Source organism: Frigoribacterium salinisoli (assembly GCF_054781095.1).
This window is the reverse complement of sequence record NZ_BAAGVB010000004.1, coordinates 249,794-276,052: the sequence shown is the minus strand read 5'-3', so window position 1 is coordinate 276,052 and position 26,259 is coordinate 249,794. Positions and strand designations below refer to the sequence as shown.

The window sequence follows — 26,259 nt, the reverse complement described above, 5'->3', positions numbered from 1 at the left end:
GGGCCGACCCCGACGCCGCAGGGCGTCGCACCGACGACCGCGCCTCGGCGCCCGACCCCATCTGACGACCGGAGACCCCCCATCGTGCGCACCCCCCTCACCGCCCAGCTCCGTGGACGAGCGACCTCCCAGCTCCGCGCCCTCGCCGCGACCCCCGCGGCCGCCCCCGCGCGCCGGGAGCTCTGGGTGCGCCGCCTGGTGCGCTCCGGCGTGCTCGACCGCTCGTACTACGAGCTGCAGACGGGCGTCCGCTTCCCGTCCGACGAGGCCGCGGCCCGGCACCTCCTGTCCCGGGGCCCCGGCGAGGACTTCTCCCCGCACCCGCTCTTCGAGGCGGAGTGGCTGCTCGAGGGACTGCACCAGGCGGCCGAGAAGCAGCCCGTCGCCTACCTCCTCGAGGACGCCCCGGGAGCCGCCCCCGGTCCGGTCGGCGCCGCCCGGGAGCGCGCCACCGACGGACCCCTGACCGCGCTGCGCCGAGCAGCGGCGGACCCCGCGAGCGCACCCCTCGTGGCCGCCGTCCGCGACAACGCCCGCGCGTTCGCCCGGGAGAGGGCCGCCCTCGCCGAGGTGTCCCCGGCCCGCGCCAGGAGGCTCGATCCCCCCGTCGCCGCCGCCCGTCGGGTCACCGTGGTCGTCCCCGTGGGGACGCGATCCGACCTCCGGGAGCGCCTCGCCGACCTCGCCGGCCAGGTCGACGCCGAGTGGCACGCCGTCGTCGTCGGCGACACGGACACGGCGGACGACGCCGTGGCCGCCTCGGGGGTCGCCGACCGCGTCTCGACGGTCCGGGCCGACGGGACCCCGGCCGCGACCCTGCAGGCCGCGCTGGACCGGATCCCCGAGGGGCCGGTCGCCTTCCTCGTCCCGGGCTCGCGGTGGAGCAGCGACGTGCTCTCGCGCGCGGTGGTGCGCTGCCGCGACCACGAGTACGCCTGGTTCTCCGCCGAGGTCCGGGAGGACCGCTCGGACCTCGTCGTCCGGTCGGCCAACGACCTCTCGCCCCGCGACCTCGTCGAGCGCGGCATCGACACGCCCCTGGCGGCCGTCGTGGCCGACAAGCGCCTGCTCGACGACGTCGGCGGCCTCGACACCGAGCTCGGCGGCGCGGAGGACCTCGACCTGGTCGTCCGGCTCGCCGAGGTCGGCCGGGGCCTCCGTGCGGGCACGGGCGTGACGTACGAGCACCCGGAACGCCCCGTGCGCCCCGTCTCGACGACCGATCCCCGCGTCTGGGAGAAGGTCGTGGTGAGCAAGCACCTCCTCGACTGGGACGCCCTCGCCGCGGGCTCCGTCGAGCGCGTCGCCGGGCGCGTCACGGTCTGCATGCCCACCTACGAGGACTGGACCATGACGCGTCGCGCCGTGGCCGCCCTCCTCGAGCACGCCGACGAGGTCGACCTCGAGGTCGTCGTGCTCGACAACGGCTCCCGTCGGTCGGTCTCGTCGATCCTGGCGGCGCTCTACCACGACGAGCCCCGCGTGCACGTGGTCCGCTCCCCCCGCAACCACAACTTCTCCACAGGTTCCAACCTCGCCTTCGCGCACGGGACGGGCGAGTACGCGCTGTTCCTCAACAACGACACGGTCGTTGCTCCGGGCGCGCTGGCAGCCCTGCGGCAGCGTCTGGTCGACGACCCCTCGGTCGTGGGCGTGCAGCCGCTCCTGCGCTACCCGGACGGCACGGTCCAGACCGCGGGCACCTTCTTCAACGGTGAGCGGATCATGCCGTGGCACTTCCTGGCCGGGCACCCCAGCGTCGACGCGGTGCGTGCCGGCGTGCGCCGGTTCAGCGCCGTCACGGCCGCCGCGCTCATGATGCGCGCCGACGACGTCGTGGCGCTGCGCGGCTTCGACCCCGTGTTCCGCAACGGGCTCGAGGACGTCGACCTCTGCCTCCGCGGCAACCTGCTCCGTGAGGACGCCCACTTCGAGACGGTCCTCGAGGCGACCGTCTTCCACCACGAGTCCAAGAGCGTCGGTCGCATGAACGCCAGCGTGCTCAACCGCGGCCTCTTCGACATCCGTTGGCGCGGCCGCTACCCCGCCTCCGACCTCCCCCGCTACGCGGCGGCGGGCCTCGAGGCGCTCCACACGACGGCGGGCACGCCCCAGGCCTTCCGCCTCCTGCGCACCAGCCACCCCGTCGTGGTGCGACCTCCCCGCACGGTGCGCGACGTCGACGGCGTCGAGCGCCCCTGCCTGCGGTGGGCCGTCAAGGTCGACTCCGCCTTCGACGAGCACGACGCCTCGTCGACCGACCACGGCGACCTCGTCCGTGCCGTCGTCGAGACGCTCGAGGCCCTCGGGCAGGAGGTCGTCGTCGACCAGCGCGACGCCCACTACCGGTCGACGGACTACCTCGACGACGCGACCGTGACCGTCCAGGGCGGCTCCGCCGTCGCCCCCCAGCCGGGCGCCGTGAGCTTCCTCTGGACGACCACCTCGCCGGCCCGCGTCTCGGAGGACGAGGCGCACTCGTACGACTTCATCGTGGCCGAGGGCGAGGTGTCGGCAGGAGCCGCGGGCCGCCCTGCGACGCAGTCCTCGATCGCGCGCACCGGCAGCGTCGACGACGACGTGCGCACGCTGCTCGACACCGCCACGGAGATCGTCCTGGGCCGCCGGGCCAGCACCTCGTGACCCCCCGCACCACCGACCGCGAACCGAGAGACGGAGCACGACCGTGACCCTCGCCCTGACCATGATGGTCCGAGACGAAGCCGACATCATCGAGACGATGCTCGAGTTCCACCTGGCCCAGGGTGTCGACGTCGTGCTCGTCACCGACAACGGCTCCGAGGACGGCACGCGCGAGATCCTCGAGCGCTACGCCGCCGACGGACGCGTGCAGCTGACCCACGAACCCGTGCAGAAGAAGCAGCAGGGCCAGCTTGTGACGAACATGGCCCGGCGCGCCCACACCGAGTTCGGCGCGGACTGGGTCATCAACGCGGACGCCGACGAGTTCCTCCGACCCGTGGACCCCACCCTGACCCTGGGCGAGGTCTTCGCCCGCTTGCCCCGGTCCCTCGGGGCGTTCACGGTGCCCGTCGTGAACCTCGTCGGCCCGCCGGCCTGGTCCGGCTCGGGCACGTCCAGGCTGCTCTGGCGCGACCACCGCACGGAGGCCGACCTGCACCGCGCCGGGGTGCACGCGCAGCCCACCCCGAACGCCGTCCACGTCGGCGACGCCGGGGTCGTCGTCAAGCAGGGCAACCACGTCGTGTCGATCCCCTCGACCGGGACGCCCCCGGCCGGCCTGGAGCTCGAGGTGCTGCACCTGCCGTGGCGCTCGTGGCGCCAGTTCGAGCACAAGGTCGACATCGCTGGCCGGGCCTATCGCGACAACCCCCGCCTCAAGCCCAGCCCGCGCCACCACGGCATGCGCGACTACGCCCGGTTGCAGCAGGAGCGCCTGCTGCCCATCTACCTCCTGCGGCAGCCCGATCCCGCCGTGCTCGAGCCGGGTGCCGACCACGGGCCCTTCGAGCACGACGATTCGCTGGCGCGGCAGATCGCGGCCCTGCCCGCCCCGCAGCACCCCCTCGCGCAGGCCCCCGAGGACGTCATGGAGCCGGCCTTCGTGGCCGAGCAGCGCGCCGTCGCGGAGACCTACATGGTGGTCGAGGCCGACGGCGCCGCCGTGCTCGAGCTCGCCGAGGAGTTCTGGGCGGCCGAGCGCGACGAGCTCCTCGAGGAGATCGCCCGACGGGACCGCGAGCTCGCCGAGTTCCGGGGTCGACGCGTGGTGCAGCTGGCCGAGCGCGTCTCCGCCCTGCGGCGACGGCGCGGCTGAGGCCGGCCGCCCTCGAGCGGTCCCGCCTCAGGCGCGTCGCGCGAGCACGTCGTCCAGGAGGCGTCGGGCTCGCGCGTCGAACGAGTGCTCGCGCCCGACGCGGCGCGCGTTCTCGGCGATGACCTCGTCGTCGGCCCACGCCGTGGGGTCCGTCGCCAGGCGGCGCAGGTCGGCGGCGTCGCGGTAGGTCTGGACCGAGGGCCCGAAGACCGCGTCGAGCCCGGCGACGTCGTCGGAGACGACGCGGGCACCGGCGCTGACGGCGTCGAACAGGCGGTTGCTGTAGAGCCCGAACCGCCGCATGTCGTCCCAGTGGTCGTTGAGCACCACCCGGGCGCCCCGGTAATGGTCGGGCAGCTCGGCGTTCGGCACGAACTCGCCGGCGATCCGCTCCCGGTCGACGAAGTCGGCCCAGCCCTCCCCGTAGAGCGAGAGGTCGAGGCCGGCCTCGACGGCGTCGGCGACGATGGGCCGGAAGACGCGGCGGGTCTTGCCGATGAAGAGCGCGCCGCTGTCGACGCGACGGCCGTCGGGGCTGAACCGGACCGGGTCGGTGGCCTGGAACAGCGGCTCGACCAGGAGGCCCGTGGCCCGCGTCGTCTCGTCGGCCCAGGCCGCGCCCGCGGAGTACCGCTGGTCGAAGAGGGCGAGCTCGGCGGGCGTCACGAGCTCGGGGTGGCTGATCACCCAGAGGACGTTGTGGCGGGCCGGCGACGGGGCAGTCACGTCGAGCCCGCGCAGCACGACGGCGACGTCGTCGAGGTGCTCGGAGCGGGGCCGCCCGTGCGCCTGGCGCCGATCGACGTGCACGCGCTGCCCCAGCCGGCGCAGGGCCACCGCCAGGTCGTCGGCGAAGAACACGTCGCCCCAGTCGTCGCCGCGGGGGCCCGGGTGCGCGGCGATGCGGATGGACCAGCGCAGGCGCGGCAGGTGCTCCTGCACGGTGGAGCGGGGGTCGATCCTGCCGCCCGCCACGACGGGCCGCGCCTCGCGGACGAGGTGGCGCACGGGCACGCGCTCGGCCGTGACGCCGACGACCTCGAAGCCGGCCGCGGCGAGGGCGCCCAGGTCGGCCGGACGGTCCGCCCACGAGGCGACCAGGTCGGCCGCGTGCTGGTCGAGGGCGCCGACGCTGCGCCCGCCGAGGCGGCGCACCCGCCCGACGGGCTCGACGACGACGGGCGCGCCGTCGCGCTCGGCGGCCTCGTTCGTCACGGCGACGACGGCGAGGGACTCGTCGGCCGTCTCGGGCGCACCGCCCAACAGCGCCGTGTCGACCACGAACACGGGCTCGACCGCGCCGAAGACCTCGTGCCGGCCGAGCACGTCGGCGTCCTCGGCCGGGTGGCCCTCGAGCAGGCGGGCCGGGGCGAGCGCCGCGTGCGGCCTGATCGCCCCCGCCGACACGACGACGTCGTCGGGCCCGACCACGACGGGGGTGGTGACGCCGCGGCCGTGGCGCCGGACGAGCTCGGCGAGCACCGCGCCCTCGACCTCGATGCTCGCGTCGAGCACGAGGCAGCGGGCACGCCGGACGTGGGGCAGGCCCGAGGCGTAGGCCGCCGACCAGTCGGCGGCGACCTGCTCGGACGCCCAGGTCGAGCCGTCGGGCAGCGCCGGGAGGGACGAGGCGCCCCGCTCGCCGGGGGCCCGGTAGACCGTCAGGACGACCTGCAGCTCGCTGCCCAGCAGGCGCACGGCCTCGCGCGCGGCGGCGACGCGGTGCGCGACGTGGCCCACCTGGTCGTCCCGGACCGTCAGCAGGAGTCCCAGGCCCGGCCGCAGGTCGGTGGAGGGGACGGCGTCGCGCACGACGACGCCCGGCGCGGGCTCCGGTCCGACGGCCGGGGTCGGGGTCGAGGAGAGGCGCCGCACGACGGCCGAGACGGCCCGACGCGGATCGCGCACCGCGGTGCGGAGCCTCCCGGTCACGGCGGCCAGGTCCATCGCGCGGTTCCGTCCCATGCGGCAGAGCCTACTGACTGCCGCCAGGACGCCGCCGACCGCGTGGGTAAGATCGAGGGTCGGTCGTGCCGCACGGCCAGGAGAGGACCCCATGCCATCGACGCCCGACGGGACCGACGCCTCCGAGCCCACGCAGGCGGAGCACGACGTCCGGGCGCTCGCGGCCGAGATGACGGCGGCGGTCGCGGAGGGCAGCGAGCTGTCCCGCCGGGACCTCGGGCACCTCCTGCGCCACCGCTGGTGGTCCGGCACCATGCAGGCCGTGACCTCGCGCGTCCTCGTCGACGTCCCCCCGGCCAACGGGGCCTTCGCCGCCGGCCTGCGGCAGGTCCTCGCGAAGGAGGGCAGCGTCGTGGGCGAGCTCGAGCCCAAGCAGCGCCGCGTGTACCAGCTCCTCAGCGCGGGGCGGGCCGACCTGACGTCCCTGCTCCCCGACGTGCCCGGTGGCACGCGCCTCGCGGGTCGCCCCCTGGGCGCCGACGACCTCCGAGCGGGCTACGACCTCGCCGAGCAGGTCGTCCGCAGCGGTGCGCCCGAACAGCTCGTCGGCACGATCTTCGAGGTGCACCTGCTCCGGCAGCTCACGGCGGTGGTCGACAGCGCCGACGACGCGACGTTCGCCGAGCTCGCGGAGATCGCCGGTCGCTTCGCCCAACGGTTCAAGCCCTACCTCGTGCACTCCACGGCCTGGCCGTGGACGGGCTCGCTCGACGCGGCCCTGGCGCACTCCGTCGCGGCCGCGCGCGACGTCGTCCGGCTCGGCTCCCGGGGGCGCGCCTCGCTCGTGCAGCGCGGCCGGAAGCGCTGGTCCGTCGTACCGGAGGCCCCGGTGACGGTGACGACGCCCGTCTCGACCGTCTTCCGGAACGAGAGCACCCTGGACGAGCACGTGTCGCCGGTCCCGCCCCTCGGGGCCGAGGGGGTGATCGTGCCGCGCGCGGTCCTGTCCGGCCACGGCACCTGGTCCGTCTCGGCACGGCTCGACGTCGAGGGCGTCGCCGACGTCCCGCTCGCGCACGGCGAGGCCGTCCGTGAGGCACCGGCCCGGTTGACCACCGCCGGCGGCACCGACCTCCTGGTGCTCCGCAGCAGTCAGGGCCGGCAGAAGCAGCGCAACCTCCGCGGGGTCACGCGGCCGGCGGCCGACTGAGCCGCTCGGGGCCGCCGGGTCGCCCGGCACCGGGACGGCTCACCCCACCGGTGGCGCGGGGTCGCCCGTGACCGCGCCGAGCCAGCCGTCGTCGGACCGGAAGGTCCGCCTCCTGCGGACGTGCTCCCGAGCGGCCCGCGCGCGTTCCGTCAGGGCGCCGGGCCGTCGGCGCAGCTCGGCGACCGCCTCGCCCCAGGCGTCCGCGCCTCCTGGGACGAGCAGGGCCCCGTGCTCGCCCGCGGCGGCGTACGCGGGGACCGCCGACGCGACGGTCGCGAGGCCCAGGGCGCTGTACTCCAGGAACTTCAGGTCGCTCTTGGCCGCGTCGAAGTCGTCGTCGACCAGGGGCGCCAGCCCCGCCCGCCACCGGGCGGCGCGTCCCCGCAGCCACGGCACCAGCGCGGGGTAGGCGACGGGTCGCCGGGCGAACCCGAGCACGCGGAACCCCTCGGCGGAGGAGGGGACGGCCACGCCCAGCACGTCGAGCGACGAACGGTCCCGTGGCCGGAGCCCGCGCAGAAGGTCGAGGTCGGCGGCGTGCGTGTGGCTGCCCATGTAGAGCAGGCCGGCGTCCGGGCGCCGGAGGCTCGGGCCGCCGAGGACGTCCAGCCCCCAGAGCGCCGGGTCGAGCGCGTTGGGGACGACGTGCACGGACGCGGTCACCGACGGGACGCGCCCGGCCAGGACCTCGGTGCTCACGAGGACGCGCTCCGCCGTGGCCGTCGTGGCGTCCAGCGCCGCGAGCCGCTCCGCGGAGTACCCCTCCCGGACGAGCCGCTCCCGGGCGGGGGCCGTCCAGAGGTCGTCGTCGACGTCGAGGACCACGGGAAGGCCCCGGCGACGCGCCTCGTCGAGCACGCCCGTGGCGAGCTCCGCGTCGAGGAGCGCGTCGCGCTGCACGAGCAGGAGGTCGGCGTCGGGGGCACAGCCCACCGCCGCCACGCTCGCGGCGTCGTGGACGCGCACCGACGCCCAGCCCTCCCGCTGGGCCCAGGAGGCGCGCAGCAGGGTGCGCACGTACGCCGACCCCGGGTGGGCACCGTCACGGCCGTGGACGACGAGGTCGATCGACCACGCTCGCCCCCGGCCGTCCGACGCACCGGGAGCCACGGGCACCCCTCAGTCGAGCAGGGCGCTGAGGTAGACCCCGTAGCCGCTCTTCGCGAGCGGCGCCGCCAGCCCGGCGAGCTGGTCGTCGTCGATCCAGCCGTTCCGCCAGGCGATCTCCTCGATGCAGCCGATCTTGTGGCCCTGTCGGTCCTCGATGACGCGGACGTACTCCGACGCCTGCATCATCGACTCGAAGGTGCCCGTGTCGAGCCACGCCGTCCCGCGGTCGAGGACCTCGACCTGCAGCTCGCCGGCCTCGAGGTAGCGCTCGTTCACGGTCGAGATCTCGAGCTCGCCCCGCGCGCTCGGCTCGATCGTCTTGGCGATCCCGACGATCTTGTTGTCGTAGAAGTACAGGCCGGGGACGGCGTAGTTGCTCTTCGGCGCCGTCGGCTTCTCCTCGATGGAGACCGCCTTGTGCTGCTCGTCGAACTCGACCACGCCGTAGGCCTTGGGGTCGGCCACGTGGTAGGCGAAGATCGTCGCCCCGTCGACGTCGGCGTTCTTCTGCAGGCTCGAGCCGAGGCCGACCCCGTGGAAGATGTTGTCGCCGAGGACGAGCGCGACGCTGTCGTCGCCGATGAAGTCCTCGCCGATGATGAAGGCCTGCGCGAGCCCGTCGGGCGAGGGCTGGACCGCGTACTCGATGGTCATGCCGAGGTGGGAGCCGTCACCGAGGAGCGCCCGGAACTGGTCGTTGTACTCGGGCGTGGTGATGACGAGCACCTCGCGGATCCCGGCCATCATCAGCGTCGAGAGGGGGTAGTAGACCATCGGCTTGTCGTAGATGGGCATGAGCTGCTTGGAGATGCCCTTGGTGATGGGCCACAGGCGCGTGCCGGAGCCGCCGGCGAGGATGATGCCCTTCACGCGCGGGCCTCCTTCTGGTCGAGGGTCGAGTAGTAGGCCCGCATGTCGTCCCACGTGGGCAGCAGGCCGGACGCCGCGGCCTCGGCCAGCGACGGAGCGGAGGTGTCCTTGGGCGAGAGCAGGGCCTCGCCCGCCTCGGGCGGGAAGACCAGGCCGATCTCCGCGTCGAGCGGGTCGATGCCGTGCTCGCGCTCCGCCTTGAAGGTGTCGGTGACGAGGTAGCTCACCGTCGCGTCGTCGGTGAGGGCGACGAAGGCGTGCCCGAGGCCCTCGGCGAGGTAGATCGCCCGCCGGTCGACGTCGTCGAGCAGGACCGAGTCCCACTGCCCGAAGGTCGGGGAGCCCACCCGGATGTCGACCACGTAGTCGAGCACCGCGCCGTGCGTGGCCGTGACGTACTTCGCCTGGCCGAGCGGCACGTCGGCGAAGTGGATGCCCCTCACGACGCCCCGCTTCGAGACGGACGTGTTGGCCTGGCGGAGGTCCACCGAGTGCCCGACCACCTCGGCGAGCCGGTCGAAGCGGTACCACTCGAGGAAGACGCCCCGGTCGTCGCCGAACTGCTTCGGCGTGATCTCGTAGCTGTCGGGGATCTTCAGTTCGCGGATCTGCACTCGGCGATCGTAGCAAGCCGTCGACGCCGGGTCAGCGTCGGACCCAGTCCGCGCCGTCGGTGACCGCGGCACGCGGCACGCCGAGCCCGTTGAGGATCTCCCAGAACGCCGCGGCGTTGACGTTGCGCGGGGTGATGCCGACGGACGCGAGCGCGTTCATCTGCTTCGCGGTCCGGATGTGCCGCAGGGAACGCATGGCCACCACGCAGGTGTACCCGCGCCCGACCCCGGCCAGTGCCTCGGTGCATCGGATGTGCAACATCGTGATCCTCTTCCTCTCGCTGTCAGGGACGCCAGTGGTCCGCGCCGACCGTGATGGCCGAACGGGGCACCGACAGGCCGTTCGCGACCTCGTAGAACGTGGCCGCCGTCACCTCGTAGTAGGGCACCCCGACGACCCGGAGCGCGTTGATGCCGTCGACGCTCTGCAGGTGCCGCAGTCCGCGCACGCTGAGGAGCCCCGTGTAGACGCCCCCGGTCTGGGGCAGCGCCTCGGTGGTCCGCAGGATGACCATCCCCGCCTCGCGCGGCGTCAGGACGCTGCCCGCGGGGGCTCCGGCGTAGGCGGCCGTGTAGTCGAAGTGCCAGGGCTCCTTCTGGCTGAAGCCGTTGCCCGTGGGCGTCCAGCCGTAGGCGGGCGCGTTGGCGTCCATCCACCGCTTCGCACTGGTGCCCGCGGTCTCGACGCCGGCGCCGAAGTCGCACGAGATGCCCCAGCCGTGGTTCGAGGTGCCCGGATAGGCCGCGAGGTTGCCCTGCCCGGCCTGGTAGGCGTTCCAGTAGTCCAGCTGGCGGTCGTAGCTGCGGTAGCCCTCGGTGATGGTCAGCGAGCGGCCGACGTCGCGCTTGAAGGCGAGGCTCATCGAGAGGTACTGCCGGGCGGCGTCGTCCCGCAGGTAGCCGGAGCCGGCCACCGTGGCGATGACCGGGGTGAGCCGGGAGGCCGGGATCCTCCCGTTCGAGAAGCCGCCCCAGGCGCTCTCCCTCGCCACCGCGAGGGCCTCGGCGGTGGTGTCGACGCCCTGCGTCGTCTCGCCCAGCCGGACGGCCGCCCGCGCCCCCCGCACGTCCGTCCCGAGCGCCGCGGCGCTGCCGAGGCCGGCGGCGGCGAGGGCGTACCCGACGACCGTCCGCCGGTCCACCGCTCCCCCCCGCGGGAGCTCGTCGTCACGTGCACAGACCATGCCGAGAGCCTGACAGGTGTCGCCCAAACATCGCCATCCCTCGAACGGGGACCGGCATTAAGGAGGACAAGGCGCCGGACCGGCGCCGTCCCGCCGCCCGGGCCCACCCCTCCGGTACACTCGACCGACTCGTCCGCGACCTACCTCAAGGAACAACGTGAAGATCCTCGTCACCGGCGGCGCCGGGTTCATCGGCTCCAACTTCGTCCGACGCACCCTGGAGGACGCCTACCCGGGCCTGGAGGGCGCCGAGGTGGTCGTCCTCGACGCCCTGACCTACTCGGGCAACCTCGAGAACCTGGCGAGCGTGGCCGACTCCCCCCGCTTCCGCTTCGTGCAGGGCGACATCCGTGACGCGGCCCTCCTCGACACGCTCTACCCCGAGCTCGACGCGGTCGTGCACTTCGCGGCCGAGTCGCACGTCGACCGCTCGGTGCGCGACGCGTCGATCTTCGTCGAGACCAACGTGCTGGGCACCCAGCAGCTGCTCGACGCCGCCCTCCGTCACGACCTGCAGCGCTTCGTGCACGTGTCGACCGACGAGGTCTACGGCTCCATCGCCGAGGGCTCGTGGGACGAGCAGCGCCCGCTCGAGCCCAACTCGCCGTACTCGGCCTCGAAGGCCGGCAGCGACCTCCTGGCCCGCAGCTACCACCGCACGCACGGCCTGGACGTCTCGATCACGCGTTGCTCGAACAACTACGGCCCCTTCCACTTCCCCGAGAAGGTCATCCCCCTGTTCGTGACGAACCTCATCGACGACCGGCACGTGCCGCTCTACGGCGAGGGGAACAACATCCGCGACTGGCTGCACGTCGACGACCACACCCGCGGCATCGCGATGGTCCTCGTGAAGGGCCGCGCGGGCGAGATCTACAACATCGGCGGCGGCACCGAGCTCACCAACAAGGAGCTCACGCAGCTCCTGCTCGACGCGACCGGCAAGGACTGGTCGTACGTCGACCGGGTGCAGGACCGCCTGGGCCACGACCTGCGCTACTCGGTCGACATCTCCAAGATCCAGCGCGAGCTCGGCTACGAGCCTCAGGTGCCGTTCGAGCAGGGCCTCGCCGACGTCGTGCAGTGGTACCGCGACAACCGCAGCTGGTGGGAGCCCCTCAAGGAGCGCGCGGCCCTCGCGTGACCATGAGCGCTGAGACGAGGTTCCTGGTCACCGGTGCGCGCGGCATGCTCGGGCGCGACCTCGAGGCCGCCCTGGCGGGTCGCCCCGTGACGCTGCTCGGGCGCGCCGACCTCGACGTGACCGACCCGCGGGCCGTGGCCGACGCGGTGCACGGGCACGACGTCGTCGTGAACGCGGCCGCCTACACGGCGGTCGACGCGGCCGAGACCGACGAGGCGACCGCGCTGGCCGTCAACGGGACGGCCGTGGGCCACCTGGCCCGGGCGGCCGCCGCCTCCGGCGCGAAGCTCGTGCAGGTGTCCACCGACTACGTCTTCGACGGCACGGCCACCGAGCCCTACGCCGAGGACGCCCCGCTCGCTCCCGTGAGCGCCTACGGCCGCACGAAGGCCGAGGGCGAGCGCCTCGCCCGTGCCGCGCACCCCGACGGCACGTTCGTCGTGCGCACCGCGTGGCTCTACGGCCAGCACGGCCCCAACTTCGCCACGACCATGCTGAAGCTGGCCGCAGCGCGCGACACCGTGAGCGTCGTCGACGACCAGGTCGGGCAGCCCACCTGGACGGCCGACCTGGCGCGTCAGATCGTCGCCCTCGTCGACTCCGACGCTCCGGCCGGCACCTACCACGGCACGGCCGCCGGCCGTGGCAGCTGGTTCGACTTCGCCCGGGCCGTCTTCGAGGTCGCCGGGCTCGACCCCGAGCGCGTGCTGCCCACCGACAGCTCCGCCTTCGTGCGCCCCGCGCCCCGGCCCGCCTTCAGCGTGCTCGGGCACGACGGATGGTCCGCCGCCGGCCTCGCCCCGATGCGCCCCTGGCGCGAGGCGCTGACCGAGGCGGCCGACCAGGGAGTGCTGGCGACTCCGTGACGACGACGCTGCGCGTGGTCGTCGACCAGCTCCTCGCCCCCGTGCCCGGCGGCATCGGCCGGTACGCCGAGGGCCTCACCCGAGAGCTCGTGGCGGCGGCGCCCCGCGGCTGCGAGGTGGTCGGCCTCGTGGCCGCGCACCCGCGCGCCGAGCGCGACCGGCTCGCCGAGCGGCTCCCGGGGCTGGCCGGGCTCGAGGCGACCCTCCTCGGGCGTCGCGAGCTCTCACTGGCCTGGCAGGCCGGCGCCGTCGGCCGCGCGGGCCGCGGCATGGTCCACGCCACGAGCCTGCTCGCCCCGCTCGCCCGGCACGACCGCGTCAACGAGCCCGGCACGCAGACCGTCGTCACGATCCACGACACCGTGCCGTGGACGCACCCCGAGACCCTCACCCCGCGCGGCGTCTCGTGGCACAAGGCCATGACACGGCGTGCGGTGCGGTACGCCGACGCCGTCGTGGTGCCCACCCACGCCGTCGCCGACGAGCTCGCCGAGCGCTACCGCTTCGGCGACCGGCTGCGCGTGGTCGGCGGCGCCGTGAGCGACAGCCTCGCCCTGCCCGACGACGCCGACGCGGTCGCCGACGAGCTCGACCTGCCCGAGCGGTACGTGCTCAGCGTCGGCACGCTCGAGCCCCGCAAGGGCCTCGGGCCGCTCATCAGCGCCATGGCGCACCCCGACGCCCCCGAGATCCCGTTGCTCGTCGTCGGCCCGGCGGGCTGGGGCGACGTCCAGGTCGCCGACCTCGCGGCGCAGGCCGGCCTGCCACCGGAGCGCGTGCGCACGCTCGGCTTCGTCGGCGACGCCCAGCTCGCGGTGCTCCAGCAGCGGGCGAGCGCGTTCGTCTTCCCGAGCCTGGCCGAGGGCTTCGGGCTCCCCGTCGTCGAGGCCATGCACTTCGGCACGCCGGTCATCATCAGCGACGCCCCCGCGCTCGTCGAGGTCGCGGCCGACGCGGCCGTCGTCGTGCCGCGGGACGACGCCGAGCACTACCCCGAGCGCCTGGCGCAGGCGATCTTCCAGGTCACCGCCGACCTCGAGCTGGCCGCCCGCCTCGGCGTGGCCGGGCTCGACCGGGTGCGCGCCTTCAGCTGGCGCGACTCCGCCGACAAGGTCTGGCAGCTGCACGCCGACATCTGACGCGGCAGGAGGCGCGGTGCGGGGTGGACCCGGCCCGCGCCTCCTGCGCTCCCCCGGCCCGCCTCAGGGCGTGGCCGACGTGGTCGCCGCCGCGACGGCCGCGCGCATCGCGTCGAAGTCGGGGTGCAGGTTGCTGTAGGTCGGCGGCACGAGCTCGACGCTCGTCACGGGCTGGCTGCGCGCCTTCACGGCGAGCTCGGCGAAGGCGGTGAGCGCCGCCTGGGGCACGTCGGTGTCGACGGTCTGCACGCCCGCCGCGGCGACCTGCTGGAAGGAGGCGAGCACGGTGGCCGGCTGGAACTGCGACAGCACCGCCTCTTGCACCTCGCGCTGGCGGGCCATGCGGTCGAAGTCGCTCGTGCCGTGGCGCGCGCGCGCGTACCAGAGGGCGTGGTAGCCGTCGAGGCGCTGCTGTCCGGGCTCGATCCACCCGTCGACGTTGATCGGCTGCCCCGCGGCATCCTCCCCGCCGTTGATCGGGATGCGCTGCTGCACGTCGACCTCGATGCCCCCGAGGGCGTCGATGAGGTCGACGAAGCCCTGCATGTCGATGAGCGCGTAGTACTGGATCGTCAGGCCCGTGACCCCCTCGGCGGCGTCGCGCATGGCCTCGATCCCGGGCGAGCTGCTCTGCTGCTCGGCGTCGGGGTAGAGCTCGGGGTGCTCCTCGGCGTAGGTGTAGAGGAAGCTCACGAGGCAGTCGTCGCCGCAGTCGTACCCGCCGGGGAAGGGGCCCCAGAGCGGCGAGCCCTCGGAGAACGGCGCGTCGTACAGGTTGCGCGGGATGCCGACGATCGTGGTCTGCCCGGTCTCGGCGTCGATGCTCGCCACCGAGATGCTGTCGGGCCGCAGCCCCGTGCGGTCGGCACCGGCGTCGCCGCCCAGCAGGAGGACGTTGTACCGCCCGTCGACGGGATCGGCCGCCGCCGCCCGTGACGAGAACAGCCCGCTCAGGAGGCCGTGCTGGACCCCGGTGAGGTAGGCGCCCCACGCGGCGGGCCCCACGGTCGCGACGAGCAGGAGGGCCATGGCGCCCGCGAGGACGCCTCGCGCCCGCGGGGCGACGCGGACGATGCGGACGAGGCGCAGCGTGTCGACCGTCAGCACGACCCAGAGCACGGCGTAGTAGACGAGGAACACCTGGACGACGGTCAGCGCCACGGTGCTCGTGGCGACGTCGAGCAAGGGCGTGCGCCAGAACAGCGCGAGGGCGACGACGACGAGCGCGACGCCCCAGAAGAGCAGCGTGGAGCCGAGCCCCCAGCGACCGAGGCGCTTGTTCCCCGCGAGCACCTGCGCCGAGCCGGGCACGAGCACGTTGAGCACGACGAGCCAGACGGCCCGACGGGTCATGAAGGGCTGCGAGCGGAGGTCCGGGTAGCGGACCGGGAGCGCGGTCGCGCTCACGGGGTGGGCCTCACAGGGACTCCTGCAGGGCGGCGGCCTTCGCCTCGACGAGCTCGGCGAGCCCCTCCGCGTGGCGGGTCAGGCGGTCGGTGAGGTCGGCGTCGCCCGTCGCGAGGATGCGGACGGCGAGCAGCCCCGCGTTGGCGGCACCGTTGATCGACACGGTCGCGACGGGGACGCCCGCGGGCATCTGCACGATGGAGAGCAGGGAGTCGAGCCCGTCGAGCCGGGCCAGCTGCACGGGCACCCCGACGACCGGCAGGGTCGTGACGGAGGCGAGCATGCCGGGCAGGTGGGCCGCGCCTCCTGCCCCCGCGATGATCACGCCGAGGCCGCGGGCGGCGGCCTGCTGACCGAAGCGGATCATCTTCTCGGGCGTGCGGTGCGCCGAGACGACGTCGACCTCGAAGGGCACCCCGAAGTCGCGGAGCACGTCGGCCGCGGCGCGCATCGTGGGCCAGTCGGAGTCCGACCCCATGACGACGGCGACGCGAGGGGCGGGGGTCTGGGCGTCTGGGTCCGGCACGGAGACGATGGTAACCGTCAGGCGTCGAAGTGCGCTGCAGCGGAGCGGGCCCGGGCCACCGCGTCGTCGAGGTCGCCGCCGAGCGTGGTGACGTGCCCCACCTTGCGGCCGGGCCGCGAGGCCTTGCCGTAGTCGTGCACGCCGGCCGTGGGCTGCGCCGCGAGCGCGGTGGCCAGGCGGTCGGCCATCGAGCCCTCCCGGGGCCCGCCGAGCACGTTGACCATGACGCTCCACGGCGCCCGGGCGGCGGTGTCGCCCAGCGGCAGGTCGAGCACGGCCCGGAGGTGCTGCTCGAACTGGCTCGTGGTGGAGCCCTCGATCGACCAGTGGCCGGTGTTGTGCGGGCGCATCGCGAGCTCGTTGACGAGCACGCGGTCGTCGGTCGTCTCGAAGAGCTCCACGGCGAGCACGCCCGTGACCCCGAGCTCGGCGGCCACCGTCCGGGCGATGCCCTCGGCCACCTCGACGAGCCGCGCGCTGGCGCCCGGTGCGGGCGCGAGGACCTCGGCGCAGACGCCGTCGCGCTGCACGGTCTCGACGAGCGGCCAGGCGACGACGTCGCCGCTCGGTCGCCGGGCGACGGACTGCGCGAGCTCGCGCCGGAAGTCGACGAGCTCCTCGACGAGGAGCGCGCCCTCCCCCGCGGCCTCGTCGAGCACGGCGAACCAGTCCGCGGCCTCGGCGGCGTCGCGCACGACGCGCACGCCCTTGCCGTCGTAGCCGCCCCTCGCCGTCTTCACGACCGCGCGCCCGCCGTGGTCGGCGAGGAACGCGGCCAGCTCGCGCTCGTCGCGGACGGCCGCCCAGTCGGGCACGGGGACGCCGAGCGCGGTGAGGCGCTCGCGCATGACGAGCTTGTCCTGGGCGACGGCCAGCGCCGCCGGCCCGGGGTGCACCGCGACGCCGGCGTCGACGAGGGCGGCGAGGACCTCCTGCGGCACGTGCTCGTGGTCGAAGGTGATCGCGTCGACGCCGCGGGCGAAGTCCAGGACGGTCCCGACGTCGTGGTAGTCGCCGACCGCCGTCGCGGCGAGGCGGGCGGAGGAGCCCTCGACCTCGGCGAGCACGTGCAGCTCGATGCCGAGCTGCACGGCCGGGGGGACCATCATGCGAGCGAGCTGTCCGCCGCCGATCACGCCGATGCGGTACGCCATGGATCCTCCTCCGTCGTGGCGGCCAGGGTGCCCTCGGGAGCACGTGTAGCCTGACCGGGGCCGCTGCGGCCACCTCCATCTTGGCCCACGACGAGAGGACCCCGTGCGTCGGCTCATCACCCAGCTCGCCCGGTTCGGCGTCGTCGGCGGCGTCGGCTTCGTCGTCGATCTCACCCTGTTCAACCTCCTCAGGGCGACGGTCTTCTCGCCCGAGGAGATCCACTCGGGGCCGGTCCTGGCGAAGGTCGTCTCCACGTCCGTGGCCATCGTGGTGAACTGGATCGGCAACCGGTACTGGACCTTCGGGGCCGAGCGTCGACCGCACGCCCTCCGCGAGGGGCTGGAGTTCCTCGTGGTGAGCCTGGGCGGCATGGCCATCGGCCTCGGCACGCTCTTCGTCTCGCACTACGTGCTGGGGTTCACCTCGGTGCTCGCGGACAACATCGCGTCCAACGTCATCGGCCTGGGCCTGGGGACCCTCTTCCGCTTCTGGCTCTACCGCGCCTGGGTCTACCACCCGAAGCGGCGCGACACCGCCGACGAGCGGGCGCGCGAGCAGTTCGACCCCCTCCCGCTGTTCGCCCCCGAGCCGGAGCAGGGCCGGCACGACCAGGCCTGACGCGAGCGGGGCGGCAGGGGGCGACGGACGGTCGACCCGTCAGCCGAAGGGGGACGGCCACGCCCGGCGGGCCGCGGCGTCGTCCTGAGCGGCGCGCTCGACGAGGTCCTGGAGGGTGGCCTGCACGAGCCTGACCGTGGGCACGTCGGTGAGCACCACGGGCGGGTCGCCGCCCGCGACGAGCAGCACGTCCCCGCTGCGGAACGCCGCTTGCAGGGCGCTGCGCCGGACCGTCACCCCGTAGCCGCGGCCGTGCAGCACCTCCTGTCGGGTGCGCACGACGAGGCCCCGGCGGACGACGACGCGGCGGTCGGTCACGACGTACCGCGTGGCCGCCCAGCGCAGGGACGGCAGGAGGCCCGTGAGGACGAGCAGGGCCGCCCCGACCGCGGCGACGAGCGACCGCTGCCAGTCCTCGGGCGCGACGCCGAGGCCGAAGCCCGTGACGGCCGAGAGCAGCACGGCCGCCACGGCGGGCAGCGTGAGGGTGCGACCGTGGGGCCGGAGGCGCACCAGCACGCGCTCGGCGCCGGTCGGGTCCGTCACGGGGTGGCCCCGTGCCGCAGGTGCACGACGTCCCCCGAGCCGACGACGAGGTCGGGGCCGTCGGGGACGGCGACCACGAGCCGCCCGTCGTCCGCGAGCGCCGAGGCGGTCCCGAGCACGCGCCGGCCGTCGGGCAGGTGCACCTCGACCGCCCGGCCGATGCTCGCGCACCGGTGCGTGGCGAGGGCGTGCACGCCGGCCGCCCGGGCGTCGCCGTCGGCCGAGGAGAGGCCGGTGAGCAGGGCGTCGAGGCGCGGCACCCAGGCGGCGAGGACGCGGTCGGCGAGCTCCTCGGCCGTGCCCGTCGCCCCGTGCAGGGCGAGCGAGGTCGAGGTGGGGGTGGGCAGCTCGTCGCGGGTCAGGACCAGGTCGACGCCCGCGCCCACGACCACCGCGCCTCCTGCCGCGACCTCGGCGAGGAGGCCGCACGCCTTGTCGCCCTCGAGCAGCACGTCGTTGGGCCACTTGAGGCCCACGTCGGCGCCCGGAACGAGGGGCGCGACGGCCTCGGCGAGCGCCACCCCCGCGAGGAGCGGGACCCAGCCCAGGGCGTGGGCCGGGAGCGGGCGCGCCCCCGTGGGGCGCACGTCGAGGAGGACGCTCGCGGCGAGCGTGCGACCCGGGGGCGCCACCCACCGGCGCCCGAGGCGGCCGCGCCCCGCGGTCTGGTCGAGGGTGGCGAGCACGGACAGGTGGGGCTCGTCGGCGGCGACGGCCAGGAGGTCGGCGTTGGTGGAGCCGGTGGAGCCCAGCACGGCGAGGCGGGGCAGCACGGCGCGGCTGCGGTCGAGTCCCATGGCGACAGCGTGCCACGTCGGGCCCGCGTGCTCCCGGACCGGCTCGTGGACGACCTACGACGGATCGGCCGCGAAGCGCGAGGATCCCTCCAAGGGCGGGCCGGGAGCCCTCCGATAGTGTCTCCTTCGTGACCCACGACGACGCACAGCCCGACCTCCTCACCACGGCCGGCCGGATCGCCGACCTCAAGGCCCGGTACCACGAGGCGGTGACGGCGAGCGGCGAGGCCGCCGTCGCGAAGCAGCACGCGAAGGGCAAGAAGACGGCGCGCGAGCGCATCGACGAACTGCTCGACCCCGGCTCGTTCGTCGAGCTGGACGAGTACGTCCGGCACCGCACCCACGCCTTCGGCATGGACGCCCGCCGCCCGTACGGCGACGCGGTCGTCACCGGCACGGGGACCATCCACGGCCGCCAGGTCGCCGTCTACTCCCAGGACTTCACGATCTTCGGCGGCTCTCTCGGCGAGGTGGCCGGCGAGAAGATCATCAAGGTGATGGAGCTCGCGCTCAAGACCGGGGTCCCCATCATCGGGATCCTCGACTCGGGCGGCGCGCGCATCCAGGAGGGCGTGGTCGCCCTGGGCAAGTACGGCGAGATCTTCCGCCTCAACACGGCGGCCTCCGGCGTGATCCCGCAGATCTCGATCATCATGGGCCCGGCCGCCGGCGGGGCCGTGTACTCCCCCGCGCTCACCGACTTCGTGATCATGGTCGACAAGACCAGCCACATGTTCGTCACCGGTCCGGACGTCATCAAGACCGTCACCGGCGAGGACGTCGGCTTCGAGGAGCTCGGCGGCGCCCTCACCCACAACAAGGTCTCGGGCGTCTCGCACTACCTCGCGGACGACGAGGACGACGCGCTCGACTACGCGCGCGCCCTGCTGTCGTACCTGCCCGACAACAACCTCGCCGACCCGCACGTGGCGGACACGGCCGTCGAGCTCGAGACCACCGACGCGGACCGTCAGCTCGACGTGCTGATCCCCGACAGCCCGAACCAGCCGTACGACATGAAGACCGTCATCGAGCACGTGGTCGACGACGGCGAGTTCCTCGAGGTGCAGCCGCTCTTCGCGCCGAACATCCTCATCGGCTTCGGTCGCGTCGAGGGGCGCCCGGTGGGCGTGATCGCCAACCAGCCGTCGGCCATGGCCGGCACCCTCAACATCGAGGCGGGCGAGAAGGCCAGCCGCTTCGTGCGCTTCTGCGACGCCTTCAACATCCCGATCCTCACGCTGGTCGACGTTCCCGGCTACCTGCCCGGCACCGACCAGGAGTGGACCGGCGTCATCCGCCGCGGCGCGAAGCTGCTCTACGCGTACGCCGAGGCCACCGTGCCCCTCGTCACCGTCATCACGCGCAAGGCCTACGGCGGCGCCTACATCGTCATGGGCTCGAAGCAGCTGGGCGCCGACATCAACCTCGCCTGGCCGACGGCCGAGATCGCCGTCATGGGCGGCCAGGGCGCCGTGAACATCCTGTACCGCACCGAGATCAAGGAGGCCGAGGCCGCGGGCGAGGACGTCGCCGCGGTCCGCGCACGGCTCGCCAGCGAGTACACGTACAACGTCGCGAGCCCGTTCCTCGCGGCCGAGCGCGGCGAGCTGGACGGCGTCATCGAGCCGGCCGCGACGCGCGTCGCGGTCGTCAAGGCGCTGCGGGCGCTGCGCACGAAGCGTGCCTCGCTGCCGCCCAAGAAGCACGGGAACATCCCGCTGTGACCGGCGCGGAGCAGCAGGCGTCCGCCGACCCGGCCGGGTCGGCGGTCCTCCGCGTCGTCGCGGGCAGCCCGACCCCGGAGGAGCTGGCGGCGGTGACCGCCGTGCTGCTCTCGCTCGAGGCGGAGGCCTCGGCGGCGCCGGCCGCCGTGGGCACGACGCCGACCTCGGCCTGGACCCGGTCCGCCCGGCGGGGCCGCACGATCGGCGCGCCCGGCCCGGGCGCGTGGGGCGGCTCGGTCCGCTGAGCTCCCGGGGCGACCGCCCCGGGAAGGCCGCCGAGAGCGGGTCGCCGCACGCGGTCCCCCAAAGGGACGACTGCGGGCGGCGCCGTCCGCAGGGCATGATGGTGGAGCCAGGTGCCTCTCACGCAGAGTCACGCCGGCGAGCGGTGGCCGACTAGGGTAAGCGGGCCGTCGCTCGACGGGCGGTCAGGGCGGCATTCGGGTTGTCGCCCTGATCAGGTGCCCCGGGCGGGGCTGAGCTCAGCTCGCCCCGCCCCCGGGTGCCTCTCCGGCGGCACCGGCCGTCGACCCCTCGTCCACGCGGGGGATCTGCAGCCACAGCCGCACCTCGTCGGCGTCGTCGTCCTCGAGGGCGCCGGGCGAGACGCCCGCGCCGAGCGCGGTCGCCGCAGGATCGGGCTGCCCCAGCCCCACCACCGTCACGGCCGCCTCCTCGCCCCCCGGCACCGTCCGCACGATGATGCGGTCGGCGCTCGTGCCGCGGATCGCGTCGGCGAGCTGCCCGTGCACCCGGTGCAGGTCCCGCTCCGGCAGGTCGTCGATGCCGCCCTCGTCGAGCAGCGACACCACGGTCCCGCGCCGCCGCGCGGCGAGGACCTCCCTGCGGACCCGGTCGTCGAGCAGGCGGCGCCCGCGGATCTCGTCGCGGATCCCGGCCTCGAGGTGCAGGCACTCGCTGCGCTGCTCGTCGGTCAGCCGGCCCTCCTGCTCGACGATCGCCTGCAACATGGGCCGCGCGGTGCGACCCGTCTGCGCGAGCCGGACCTGGCGCTCGCTCAGGTGCGCCTCCTGGGCGGCCTGCCAGTCGGCGGCCTCCTGCTCGGCGAGGACGAACTCCCGGGTCTCGCGCCCGGCGCGGGCCAGGGTCGCGCTCATCGCGGTCGAGAACGCCACCCAGCTGATGCTGCCGATGACGCCCGTGTCGGCCAGCGCGGGGAGCCCGCCCCAGACGACCGCGTGCACCGCGAGGAACCCCACGCCCGTCCAGGCGATCCCCTGTCGACGGCGCGCCGACACGATGACCATGAGCGTGCCGACGGCCGCCACGTACCAGGTGGCGTAGCCGTTGGCGTCGTCGGGGTCGAGCTGCACGCTGACCTGCACGGGCAGCACGACCGCCACCGCGAGGGCGGCGCACGCGGACCAGAGCGGCATGATCGCGCCACGGCTCGGCCAGAGCGCGATCACCGTGACGACCGCGTACAGGACGCCGCAGACCACGACGGGGGTCGGGTCGGCGTACCACGGCAGCGACACGCCCGCGAGGACGAGGTGGTAGGCGGAGAAGACGGCGGCGAGCGTCACCATGAGCAGCCGGGGGACGGTGATCCTCACGGGGCGACCTCGGCCCGCGCGTCGGGGGCGGGCCACACGAGCCGGATGCGCGTGCCCTCGCCGGGCGCGCTGTCCACGACGGCGAGGCCGCCGACGCCCTCGACGCGCTCGACGATCGAGACGCGGACGCCGAGGCGCCCCTCGGGGGCCGTGAGCGGGTCGAAGCCGACCCCCGTGTCCCCGATCTCGACCGTCGTGCGGTCGTCGTCCCACTCGACGCGGACCCAGCGCCGCACCCCGGGGCCGTCCCCCGCGTGCTGGGCGCTGTTGACGACCGCTTGCAGCGCGGCGCTGTGCAGCACGTCGGCGGTCGCCGCCGGGAGGCCGTGGCAGGGGATCCCGTGGCTGCTCACGGCGACGTCGACGCCCGAGGCCCTGGCTCCCTCGGCGATGCGGTCCCGGAGGTCCGCGAGCGGCACGTCGCTGGCGTCGAGGGGCGCCGCGACGGCCGCGGCCGCCACGTGCGCCATGGCGTTGCGCGCGGAGGTCGTGGCGAGCTCGTGCTGCTGCGGCGTCTGGGCCCTCGCCGCCTGGATGAACGTCGTCAGCACGCTGTCGTGCACGATGGCGTCGACCTGGACCCGTTCGAGCTCGGTCGCGTGCTCGCGGATCGCGCTCGAGTAGCGGGCCACCGCGGTCTGCTGGGCGGCGTCGACCGCGGAGGCCGCCTGCCGGAGGACGGTCACCAGCACGACGATCGCCCCGCCCAGGATGATCGCGTAGACCGCGTCGAGGACGGCCTCGACGGGCGCCACGCCCCCGCCGGAGGGCGTGAGGCGCACGAGGCCGTAGACCACGGGCGTCACGAAGAGGTAGACGGTCGCCACGGGGAGCGTCGTCGCGAAGACGGCCGCCGAGGTGGCCACCGTGCACAGGTACCAGAGCCAGGGGTCGCTGCCCTGCACGACCCCGGGGTCGGCGACGGCCAGGGGCCAGGTCACGAGGGCGACCAGGTACGACGCGGCGACGACCCCGCTCGCGACCTCGAACCACCGGCCGGCGAACCCCGCGATCGTCACGGCGACGAAGCCGCCGTACAGCGCCACCGCGATGGTGATCGCCCAGCCCGGGCGCAGGGCGTCGAACTGGCCGACGAGGTAGGGGAACGCCTGGGCGCCGAAGGCGAGCGCGAAGACGCCGAGGGCCCGGGCGAGGACCGAGTCGAGGAGGGCCCGGCTGATCGGGGCCCGGGGAGCGCGGAGCGGGGCGGGAGCGGCGGCCGCCGCCTCAGCGGCCATCGCCGCCGTCCGCGTCGAGGCCCGGCAGGATGCCGTCCTCGACGGCCCGCCGCAGCAGGTCGACCTTCGTGGGGGCCGGGCGGCCGACCTCGACGTACTTGACGCGGATCCGGTCCAGGTACTCGCGTGCCGTCGAGTAGCCGATGCCGAGCTGCTGCGCGGCGAGCTTGAGCGGCAGGCCCGAGGCGTACAGGTGCAGGATCTCGCGTTCGCGGCGTCCGAGCTGGGCCTTGGCGAAGTCGCGGTCGGCGTCGATGGCGCTGGCCCACTCGAGGTTGTTGAGCACGTCGCCCCGCGCCACCGTCGCGACGGCCGCCATGACCGTCTTCGTGGCCGAGGACTTGGGGATCACGCCCGCCGCGCCCGCGGCGAGGGCCTCGCGCACGGAGGCGACGCGGTCGGCGATGCTGTGCACGAGGACGGCCGAGCCGGTGGCCTGCACGCGCTTGACGTTCTCGGTGACGGTCGACCCGTCGCCGAGCGACAGGTCGAGGACGACGACGTCGACCTCGCGGCCGCCGAGGCCCTCGACGAACTCCTGGACGCCGGCCGCGGTGAGGACGACCTCGAACCCCTCGGCCTGGCAGGCGGCCTGGATGCCCAGCCGGACCGACTCGTGGTCGTCGACGACCGCGACCCTGGTGCGCTGCGGCGGTCGAGGCGCCTGCTCGGCCTGCTCGGGCGTGCTGTGCGACGTGCTGTTCGACACGGGGCGTCCTTCCCTCGGCTGCCGCCGGGATCCTGATCCGGCCCGGCCAGCGGTCACATCGTACCGGCACGCCGAGGTCGAGCGGGTGGTCCGCGTCGCGGATGCGCCTCACCCGTCGCTCACCTGGTGAGGCGCACCACCGTCTCGACGTGGTGCGTCGACGGGAAGAGGTCGAAGGCGCGGAGCGCCGCCGGCCGGTAGCCGGCCGCCGAGAACAGGCCCAGGTCGCGCGAAAGGGCCACCGGGTCGCAGGCGACGTAGACGACCTGCGCGGGCTCCAGCTCGGTGATCGCGGCCACGACCTCGCGCCCCGCGCCGCTGCGAGGAGGGTCGAGGACGACCGTCGCGGCGCGCTGGCGGTCGCGCTCCGTCGCCGAGGCCTGCGCGCCGGCCTGCCGGAGCCAGCGCTCCACGCGCCCGGTGACCGCGGCCGCGCCGACCCACTCGGCCAGGTTCTCGGCGGCGTGCTCCGTGGCGCGGGCCACGCCCTCGACCGTGGTGATCCTCGTGGCCGGCCCCGCGACGTCGGCGAAGGCCGCCGCGAGCAGGCCGACGCCCCCGTAGAGGTCGAGGTTCGCCGCGCGCGGGTCGACGAGCGCCGGGTCGACGAGGTCCTGCACGGCCGCGGTGAGGGCGCCGGCGGCCAGCCGGTGCACCTGCCAGAAGCCCGTGTCGTCGACGCGGAAGGAGCGGTCGCCGACCTGCTCGGTGACCACCGTCGGGGCCTGGCGCCCGATGACCAGGCGCGCCGGGCCTCCTGCCGGGGCGAGCACGTCGACGTGCTCCTCGCCGGGGAACCGCTCGCCGAGCGGCGCCGCCGCCGCCACCTCGGGGGCCGCGAGCGGCAGGTCGTCGACGGCCACGACCCGGTGCGAGCGGGAGGCGTAGGGGCCGACGCGGCCCTCGGCGTCGACGTGCAGCCGCACGCGCGTGCGCCAGCCGGTGCCGCGGCGCTCGTCGTCGCCGGGGAGCCCCTCGACGACGACGGCCTCGCGGACGGCGTCCTCCACGCCGCCGAAGCGGCCCAGGGCGTCGGCCAGCACCTGGCGCTTGAGCTCGCGCTGGTGCGGCAGGTCCACGTGGCCGAGCTCGGCGCCGCCCGCCCGGTCGTCGGGGTCGAGGTCGATCGAGGCGGCCGACCACACGTGCGGGCGGCGGTGCTCGCTCGGCTCGAGGACCCGCACCGCGTCGGCGCGCCAGAACGACTTCTTGCGGTCGTCGGTCACGCGCGCCACGACGCGCTCACCGGGGATCGCGTCCTGCACGAAGACGACGCGCCCCTCGTGCCGCGCGACGGAGACCCCGCCGTGCGCGAACCCGGTCACGTCCAGTTCGACCTCTCGGCCCTGCATCTCGCCCATCCCCCGAGTCTGACAGGCTGACCGGGTGACGGTCCCCCTCCTGCTCGCCAGCACCTCGCCCGCCCGCCTCGCCCTGCTCCGCGCCTCCGGCATCGAGCCGTCGCTGCAGGCGCCCGGCGTCGACGAGGAGGCCGCCGTCGCCGAGGCCGAGGCGGCCGCGGGCGCCCCGCTCGACGCGGCCGCCACGGTGCAGCTGCTCGCTCGACTCAAGGCCGAGGCGGTCGTCGGGGCCGGCACCGACGGGGCGCCCTTCGACGGGCTCGTGCTCGGCGGCGACTCGGCCTTCGAGCTCGACGGAGAGGTGCACGGCAAGCCGCACGACCCGGAGGTGGCGCTCGAGCGCTGGCGCCGCATGGCCGAGATCGGCGGCGGCACGCTCTGGTCGGGGCACTGGCTCGTCGACCACCGCGGGGGCAGGAGGCGCGGGGCGGCCGGCGCCGTGGCCAGCGCCCGTCTCACCTTCGCCGACGACCTCGACCCCGACGAGCTCGTCGCGTACGTGGCCACGGGCGAGCCGCTCGAGGTCGCCGGCGCCTTCACGATCGACGGTCGGGCCGCGGCGTTCATCTCGCACATCGAGGGCACGCCGAGCGCGGTCGTCGGCCTGTCGGTGCCCGACCTGCGCCGTCTGGTGCGGGGCTTCGGCGTCGGCTGGCACGAGCTCTGGACGCCCGGGGCGACCGCCTCGTTGTAGGTCGCGACAGCACGGCTCGCGATTTCTTGTGCGCGGCAGCCAAGGGAGGAGCGCCACGTGCCC

Annotated in this window: 25 protein-coding genes; 10 read left to right on the top strand and 15 right to left on the bottom strand. The window is 74.7% G+C overall.

The genetic code is table 11. The features are described 5' to 3' along the window. Nucleotides 1-84 precede the first annotated feature (84 nt). Together ACYVHQ_RS11250 and ACYVHQ_RS11245 are read left to right on the top strand one after the other, a co-directional pair. Nucleotides 85-2,643: a glycosyltransferase gene (locus tag ACYVHQ_RS11250; RefSeq protein ID WP_460513037.1), complete on the top strand. Its 2,559-nt coding sequence runs from the start codon at nt 85-87 to the stop codon at nt 2,641-2,643. 43 nt (nt 2,644-2,686) lie between these two features. Then, entirely contained in the window at nt 2,687-3,799 is a 1,113-nt protein-coding gene (locus tag ACYVHQ_RS11245; protein ID WP_460513035.1) for a glycosyltransferase family 2 protein, read from the top strand. Nucleotides 3,800-3,826: 27 nt separating this feature from the next. On the opposite strand, the gene ACYVHQ_RS11240 is transcribed toward ACYVHQ_RS11245, so the two are convergent. Then, nucleotides 3,827-5,764 carry a glycosyltransferase family protein gene (locus tag ACYVHQ_RS11240; RefSeq protein WP_460513033.1) on the bottom strand — a complete coding sequence of 646 codons (1,938 nt, stop codon included), beginning with the start codon at nt 5,762-5,764 and terminating at the stop codon, nt 3,827-3,829. A gap of 91 nt (nt 5,765-5,855) precedes the next feature. Between ACYVHQ_RS11240 and ACYVHQ_RS11235 the strand changes: the two genes are divergently transcribed. After that, on the top strand, nt 5,856-6,914 hold the full coding sequence (locus tag ACYVHQ_RS11235) for a hypothetical protein (RefSeq protein ID WP_460513031.1): 1,059 nt from the start codon (nt 5,856-5,858) through the stop codon (nt 6,912-6,914). Nucleotides 6,915-6,953: 39 nt separating this feature from the next. Here the strand turns inward: ACYVHQ_RS11235 and ACYVHQ_RS11230 are convergent, their stop codons facing one another. The 5 genes from ACYVHQ_RS11230 to ACYVHQ_RS11210 are packed head-to-tail and all read right to left on the bottom strand — an operon-like array spanning nt 6,954 to nt 10,692. Further along, nucleotides 6,954-8,024 (bottom strand): glycosyltransferase family protein, encoded by a 1,071-nt coding sequence (locus tag ACYVHQ_RS11230; RefSeq protein ID WP_460513029.1) that lies wholly within the window; start codon nt 8,022-8,024, stop codon nt 6,954-6,956. A 9-nt stretch (nt 8,025-8,033) separates the two neighbouring features. Beyond that, the gene (gene rfbA, locus ACYVHQ_RS11225; protein WP_460513027.1) at nt 8,034-8,894 is read right to left on the bottom strand and encodes a glucose-1-phosphate thymidylyltransferase RfbA; all 861 of its coding nucleotides are present in this window, start codon (nt 8,892-8,894) and stop codon (nt 8,034-8,036) included. After that, nucleotides 8,891-9,508: a dTDP-4-dehydrorhamnose 3,5-epimerase family protein gene (locus tag ACYVHQ_RS11220; protein ID WP_460513025.1), complete on the bottom strand. Its 618-nt coding sequence runs from the start codon at nt 9,506-9,508 to the stop codon at nt 8,891-8,893. Before ACYVHQ_RS11220 ends, rfbA begins: the two co-directional genes overlap by 4 nt. A gap of 31 nt (nt 9,509-9,539) precedes the next feature. Then, entirely contained in the window at nt 9,540-9,770 is a 231-nt protein-coding gene (locus ACYVHQ_RS11215) for a hypothetical protein (RefSeq protein WP_460513023.1), read from the bottom strand. Nucleotides 9,771-9,792: 22 nt separating this feature from the next. Continuing rightward, nucleotides 9,793-10,692: a M15 family metallopeptidase gene (locus ACYVHQ_RS11210; RefSeq protein ID WP_460513021.1), complete on the bottom strand. Its 900-nt coding sequence runs from the start codon at nt 10,690-10,692 to the stop codon at nt 9,793-9,795. Nucleotides 10,693-10,849: 157 nt separating this feature from the next. On the opposite strand from ACYVHQ_RS11210, the gene rfbB reads away from it, so the two are divergent. The 3 genes from rfbB to ACYVHQ_RS11195 are packed head-to-tail and all read left to right on the top strand — an operon-like array spanning nt 10,850 to nt 13,841. Beyond that, a complete protein-coding gene (gene rfbB, locus ACYVHQ_RS11205) occupies nt 10,850-11,836 on the top strand; it encodes a dTDP-glucose 4,6-dehydratase (protein WP_460513019.1) in 987 nt (328 codons plus the stop codon). Between the two features lie 2 nt (nt 11,837-11,838). Next, nucleotides 11,839-12,702, top strand: a complete 864-nt coding sequence (rfbD, locus tag ACYVHQ_RS11200; protein WP_460513189.1) for a dTDP-4-dehydrorhamnose reductase — start codon at nt 11,839-11,841, stop codon at nt 12,700-12,702. Continuing rightward, on the top strand, nt 12,699-13,841 hold the full coding sequence (locus ACYVHQ_RS11195) for a glycosyltransferase family 4 protein (RefSeq protein ID WP_460513017.1): 1,143 nt from the start codon (nt 12,699-12,701) through the stop codon (nt 13,839-13,841). The genes rfbD and ACYVHQ_RS11195 overlap by 4 nt, the downstream gene beginning before the upstream one ends. A gap of 63 nt (nt 13,842-13,904) precedes the next feature. On the opposite strand, the gene ACYVHQ_RS11190 is transcribed toward ACYVHQ_RS11195, so the two are convergent. Genes ACYVHQ_RS11190 through ACYVHQ_RS11180 form a run of 3 tightly spaced genes read right to left on the bottom strand, consistent with a single transcriptional unit; the run spans nt 13,905 to nt 16,928 of the window. Further along, on the bottom strand, nt 13,905-15,248 hold the full coding sequence (locus ACYVHQ_RS11190) for an LCP family protein (RefSeq protein WP_460513015.1): 1,344 nt from the start codon (nt 15,246-15,248) through the stop codon (nt 13,905-13,907). Between the two features lie 10 nt (nt 15,249-15,258). Further along, nucleotides 15,259-15,774, bottom strand: coding sequence for a 5-(carboxyamino)imidazole ribonucleotide mutase (purE, locus tag ACYVHQ_RS11185; protein ID WP_460513013.1), 516 nt, complete (start codon nt 15,772-15,774; stop codon nt 15,259-15,261). 17 nt (nt 15,775-15,791) lie between these two features. After that, nucleotides 15,792-16,928, bottom strand: coding sequence for a 5-(carboxyamino)imidazole ribonucleotide synthase (locus tag ACYVHQ_RS11180; protein ID WP_460513011.1), 1,137 nt, complete (start codon nt 16,926-16,928; stop codon nt 15,792-15,794). 103 nt (nt 16,929-17,031) lie between these two features. Between ACYVHQ_RS11180 and ACYVHQ_RS11175 the strand changes: the two genes are divergently transcribed. Continuing rightward, nucleotides 17,032-17,547, top strand: coding sequence for a GtrA family protein (locus ACYVHQ_RS11175; RefSeq protein ID WP_460513009.1), 516 nt, complete (start codon nt 17,032-17,034; stop codon nt 17,545-17,547). Between the two features lie 39 nt (nt 17,548-17,586). Here ACYVHQ_RS11175 and ACYVHQ_RS11170 read toward each other — a convergent pair whose 3' ends face one another. Together ACYVHQ_RS11170 and ACYVHQ_RS11165 are read right to left on the bottom strand one after the other, a co-directional pair. Further along, the gene (locus ACYVHQ_RS11170) at nt 17,587-18,093 is read right to left on the bottom strand and encodes a PH domain-containing protein (protein ID WP_460513006.1); all 507 of its coding nucleotides are present in this window, start codon (nt 18,091-18,093) and stop codon (nt 17,587-17,589) included. Beyond that, the gene (locus tag ACYVHQ_RS11165; protein WP_460513004.1) at nt 18,090-18,890 is read right to left on the bottom strand and encodes a biotin--[acetyl-CoA-carboxylase] ligase; all 801 of its coding nucleotides are present in this window, start codon (nt 18,888-18,890) and stop codon (nt 18,090-18,092) included. The genes ACYVHQ_RS11170 and ACYVHQ_RS11165 overlap by 4 nt, the downstream gene beginning before the upstream one ends. Before the next feature lie 128 nt (nt 18,891-19,018). Here ACYVHQ_RS11165 and ACYVHQ_RS11160 point away from each other — a divergent pair, with 128 nt between their 5' ends. After that, nucleotides 19,019-20,617: an acyl-CoA carboxylase subunit beta gene (locus ACYVHQ_RS11160; RefSeq protein ID WP_460513002.1), complete on the top strand. Its 1,599-nt coding sequence runs from the start codon at nt 19,019-19,021 to the stop codon at nt 20,615-20,617. Beyond that, on the top strand, nt 20,614-20,862 hold the full coding sequence (locus tag ACYVHQ_RS11155; RefSeq protein ID WP_460513000.1) for an acyl-CoA carboxylase subunit epsilon: 249 nt from the start codon (nt 20,614-20,616) through the stop codon (nt 20,860-20,862). Before ACYVHQ_RS11160 ends, ACYVHQ_RS11155 begins: the two co-directional genes overlap by 4 nt. A 237-nt stretch (nt 20,863-21,099) precedes the next feature. Here the strand turns inward: ACYVHQ_RS11155 and ACYVHQ_RS11150 are convergent, their stop codons facing one another. From ACYVHQ_RS11150 to ACYVHQ_RS11135, 4 genes are all read right to left on the bottom strand, one after another. Beyond that, a complete protein-coding gene (locus ACYVHQ_RS11150) occupies nt 21,100-22,194 on the bottom strand; it encodes a hypothetical protein (protein WP_460512998.1) in 1,095 nt (364 codons plus the stop codon). Continuing rightward, on the bottom strand, nt 22,191-23,432 hold the full coding sequence (locus ACYVHQ_RS11145) for a sensor histidine kinase (RefSeq protein WP_460512996.1): 1,242 nt from the start codon (nt 23,430-23,432) through the stop codon (nt 22,191-22,193). Before ACYVHQ_RS11145 ends, ACYVHQ_RS11150 begins: the two co-directional genes overlap by 4 nt. Then, complete coding sequence (locus ACYVHQ_RS11140; protein ID WP_460512994.1) at nt 23,422-24,141, bottom strand: response regulator transcription factor; 720 nt, start codon at nt 24,139-24,141, stop codon at nt 23,422-23,424. The genes ACYVHQ_RS11145 and ACYVHQ_RS11140 overlap by 11 nt, the downstream gene beginning before the upstream one ends. 119 nt (nt 24,142-24,260) lie before the next feature. Further along, complete coding sequence (locus ACYVHQ_RS11135) at nt 24,261-25,502, bottom strand: class I SAM-dependent RNA methyltransferase (RefSeq protein ID WP_460512992.1); 1,242 nt, start codon at nt 25,500-25,502, stop codon at nt 24,261-24,263. A gap of 25 nt (nt 25,503-25,527) precedes the next feature. Here ACYVHQ_RS11135 and ACYVHQ_RS11130 point away from each other — a divergent pair, with 25 nt between their 5' ends. Continuing rightward, nucleotides 25,528-26,196, top strand: a complete 669-nt coding sequence (locus ACYVHQ_RS11130; RefSeq protein ID WP_460512989.1) for a Maf family protein — start codon at nt 25,528-25,530, stop codon at nt 26,194-26,196. The last annotated feature ends 63 nt before the right edge of the window (nt 26,197-26,259 follow it).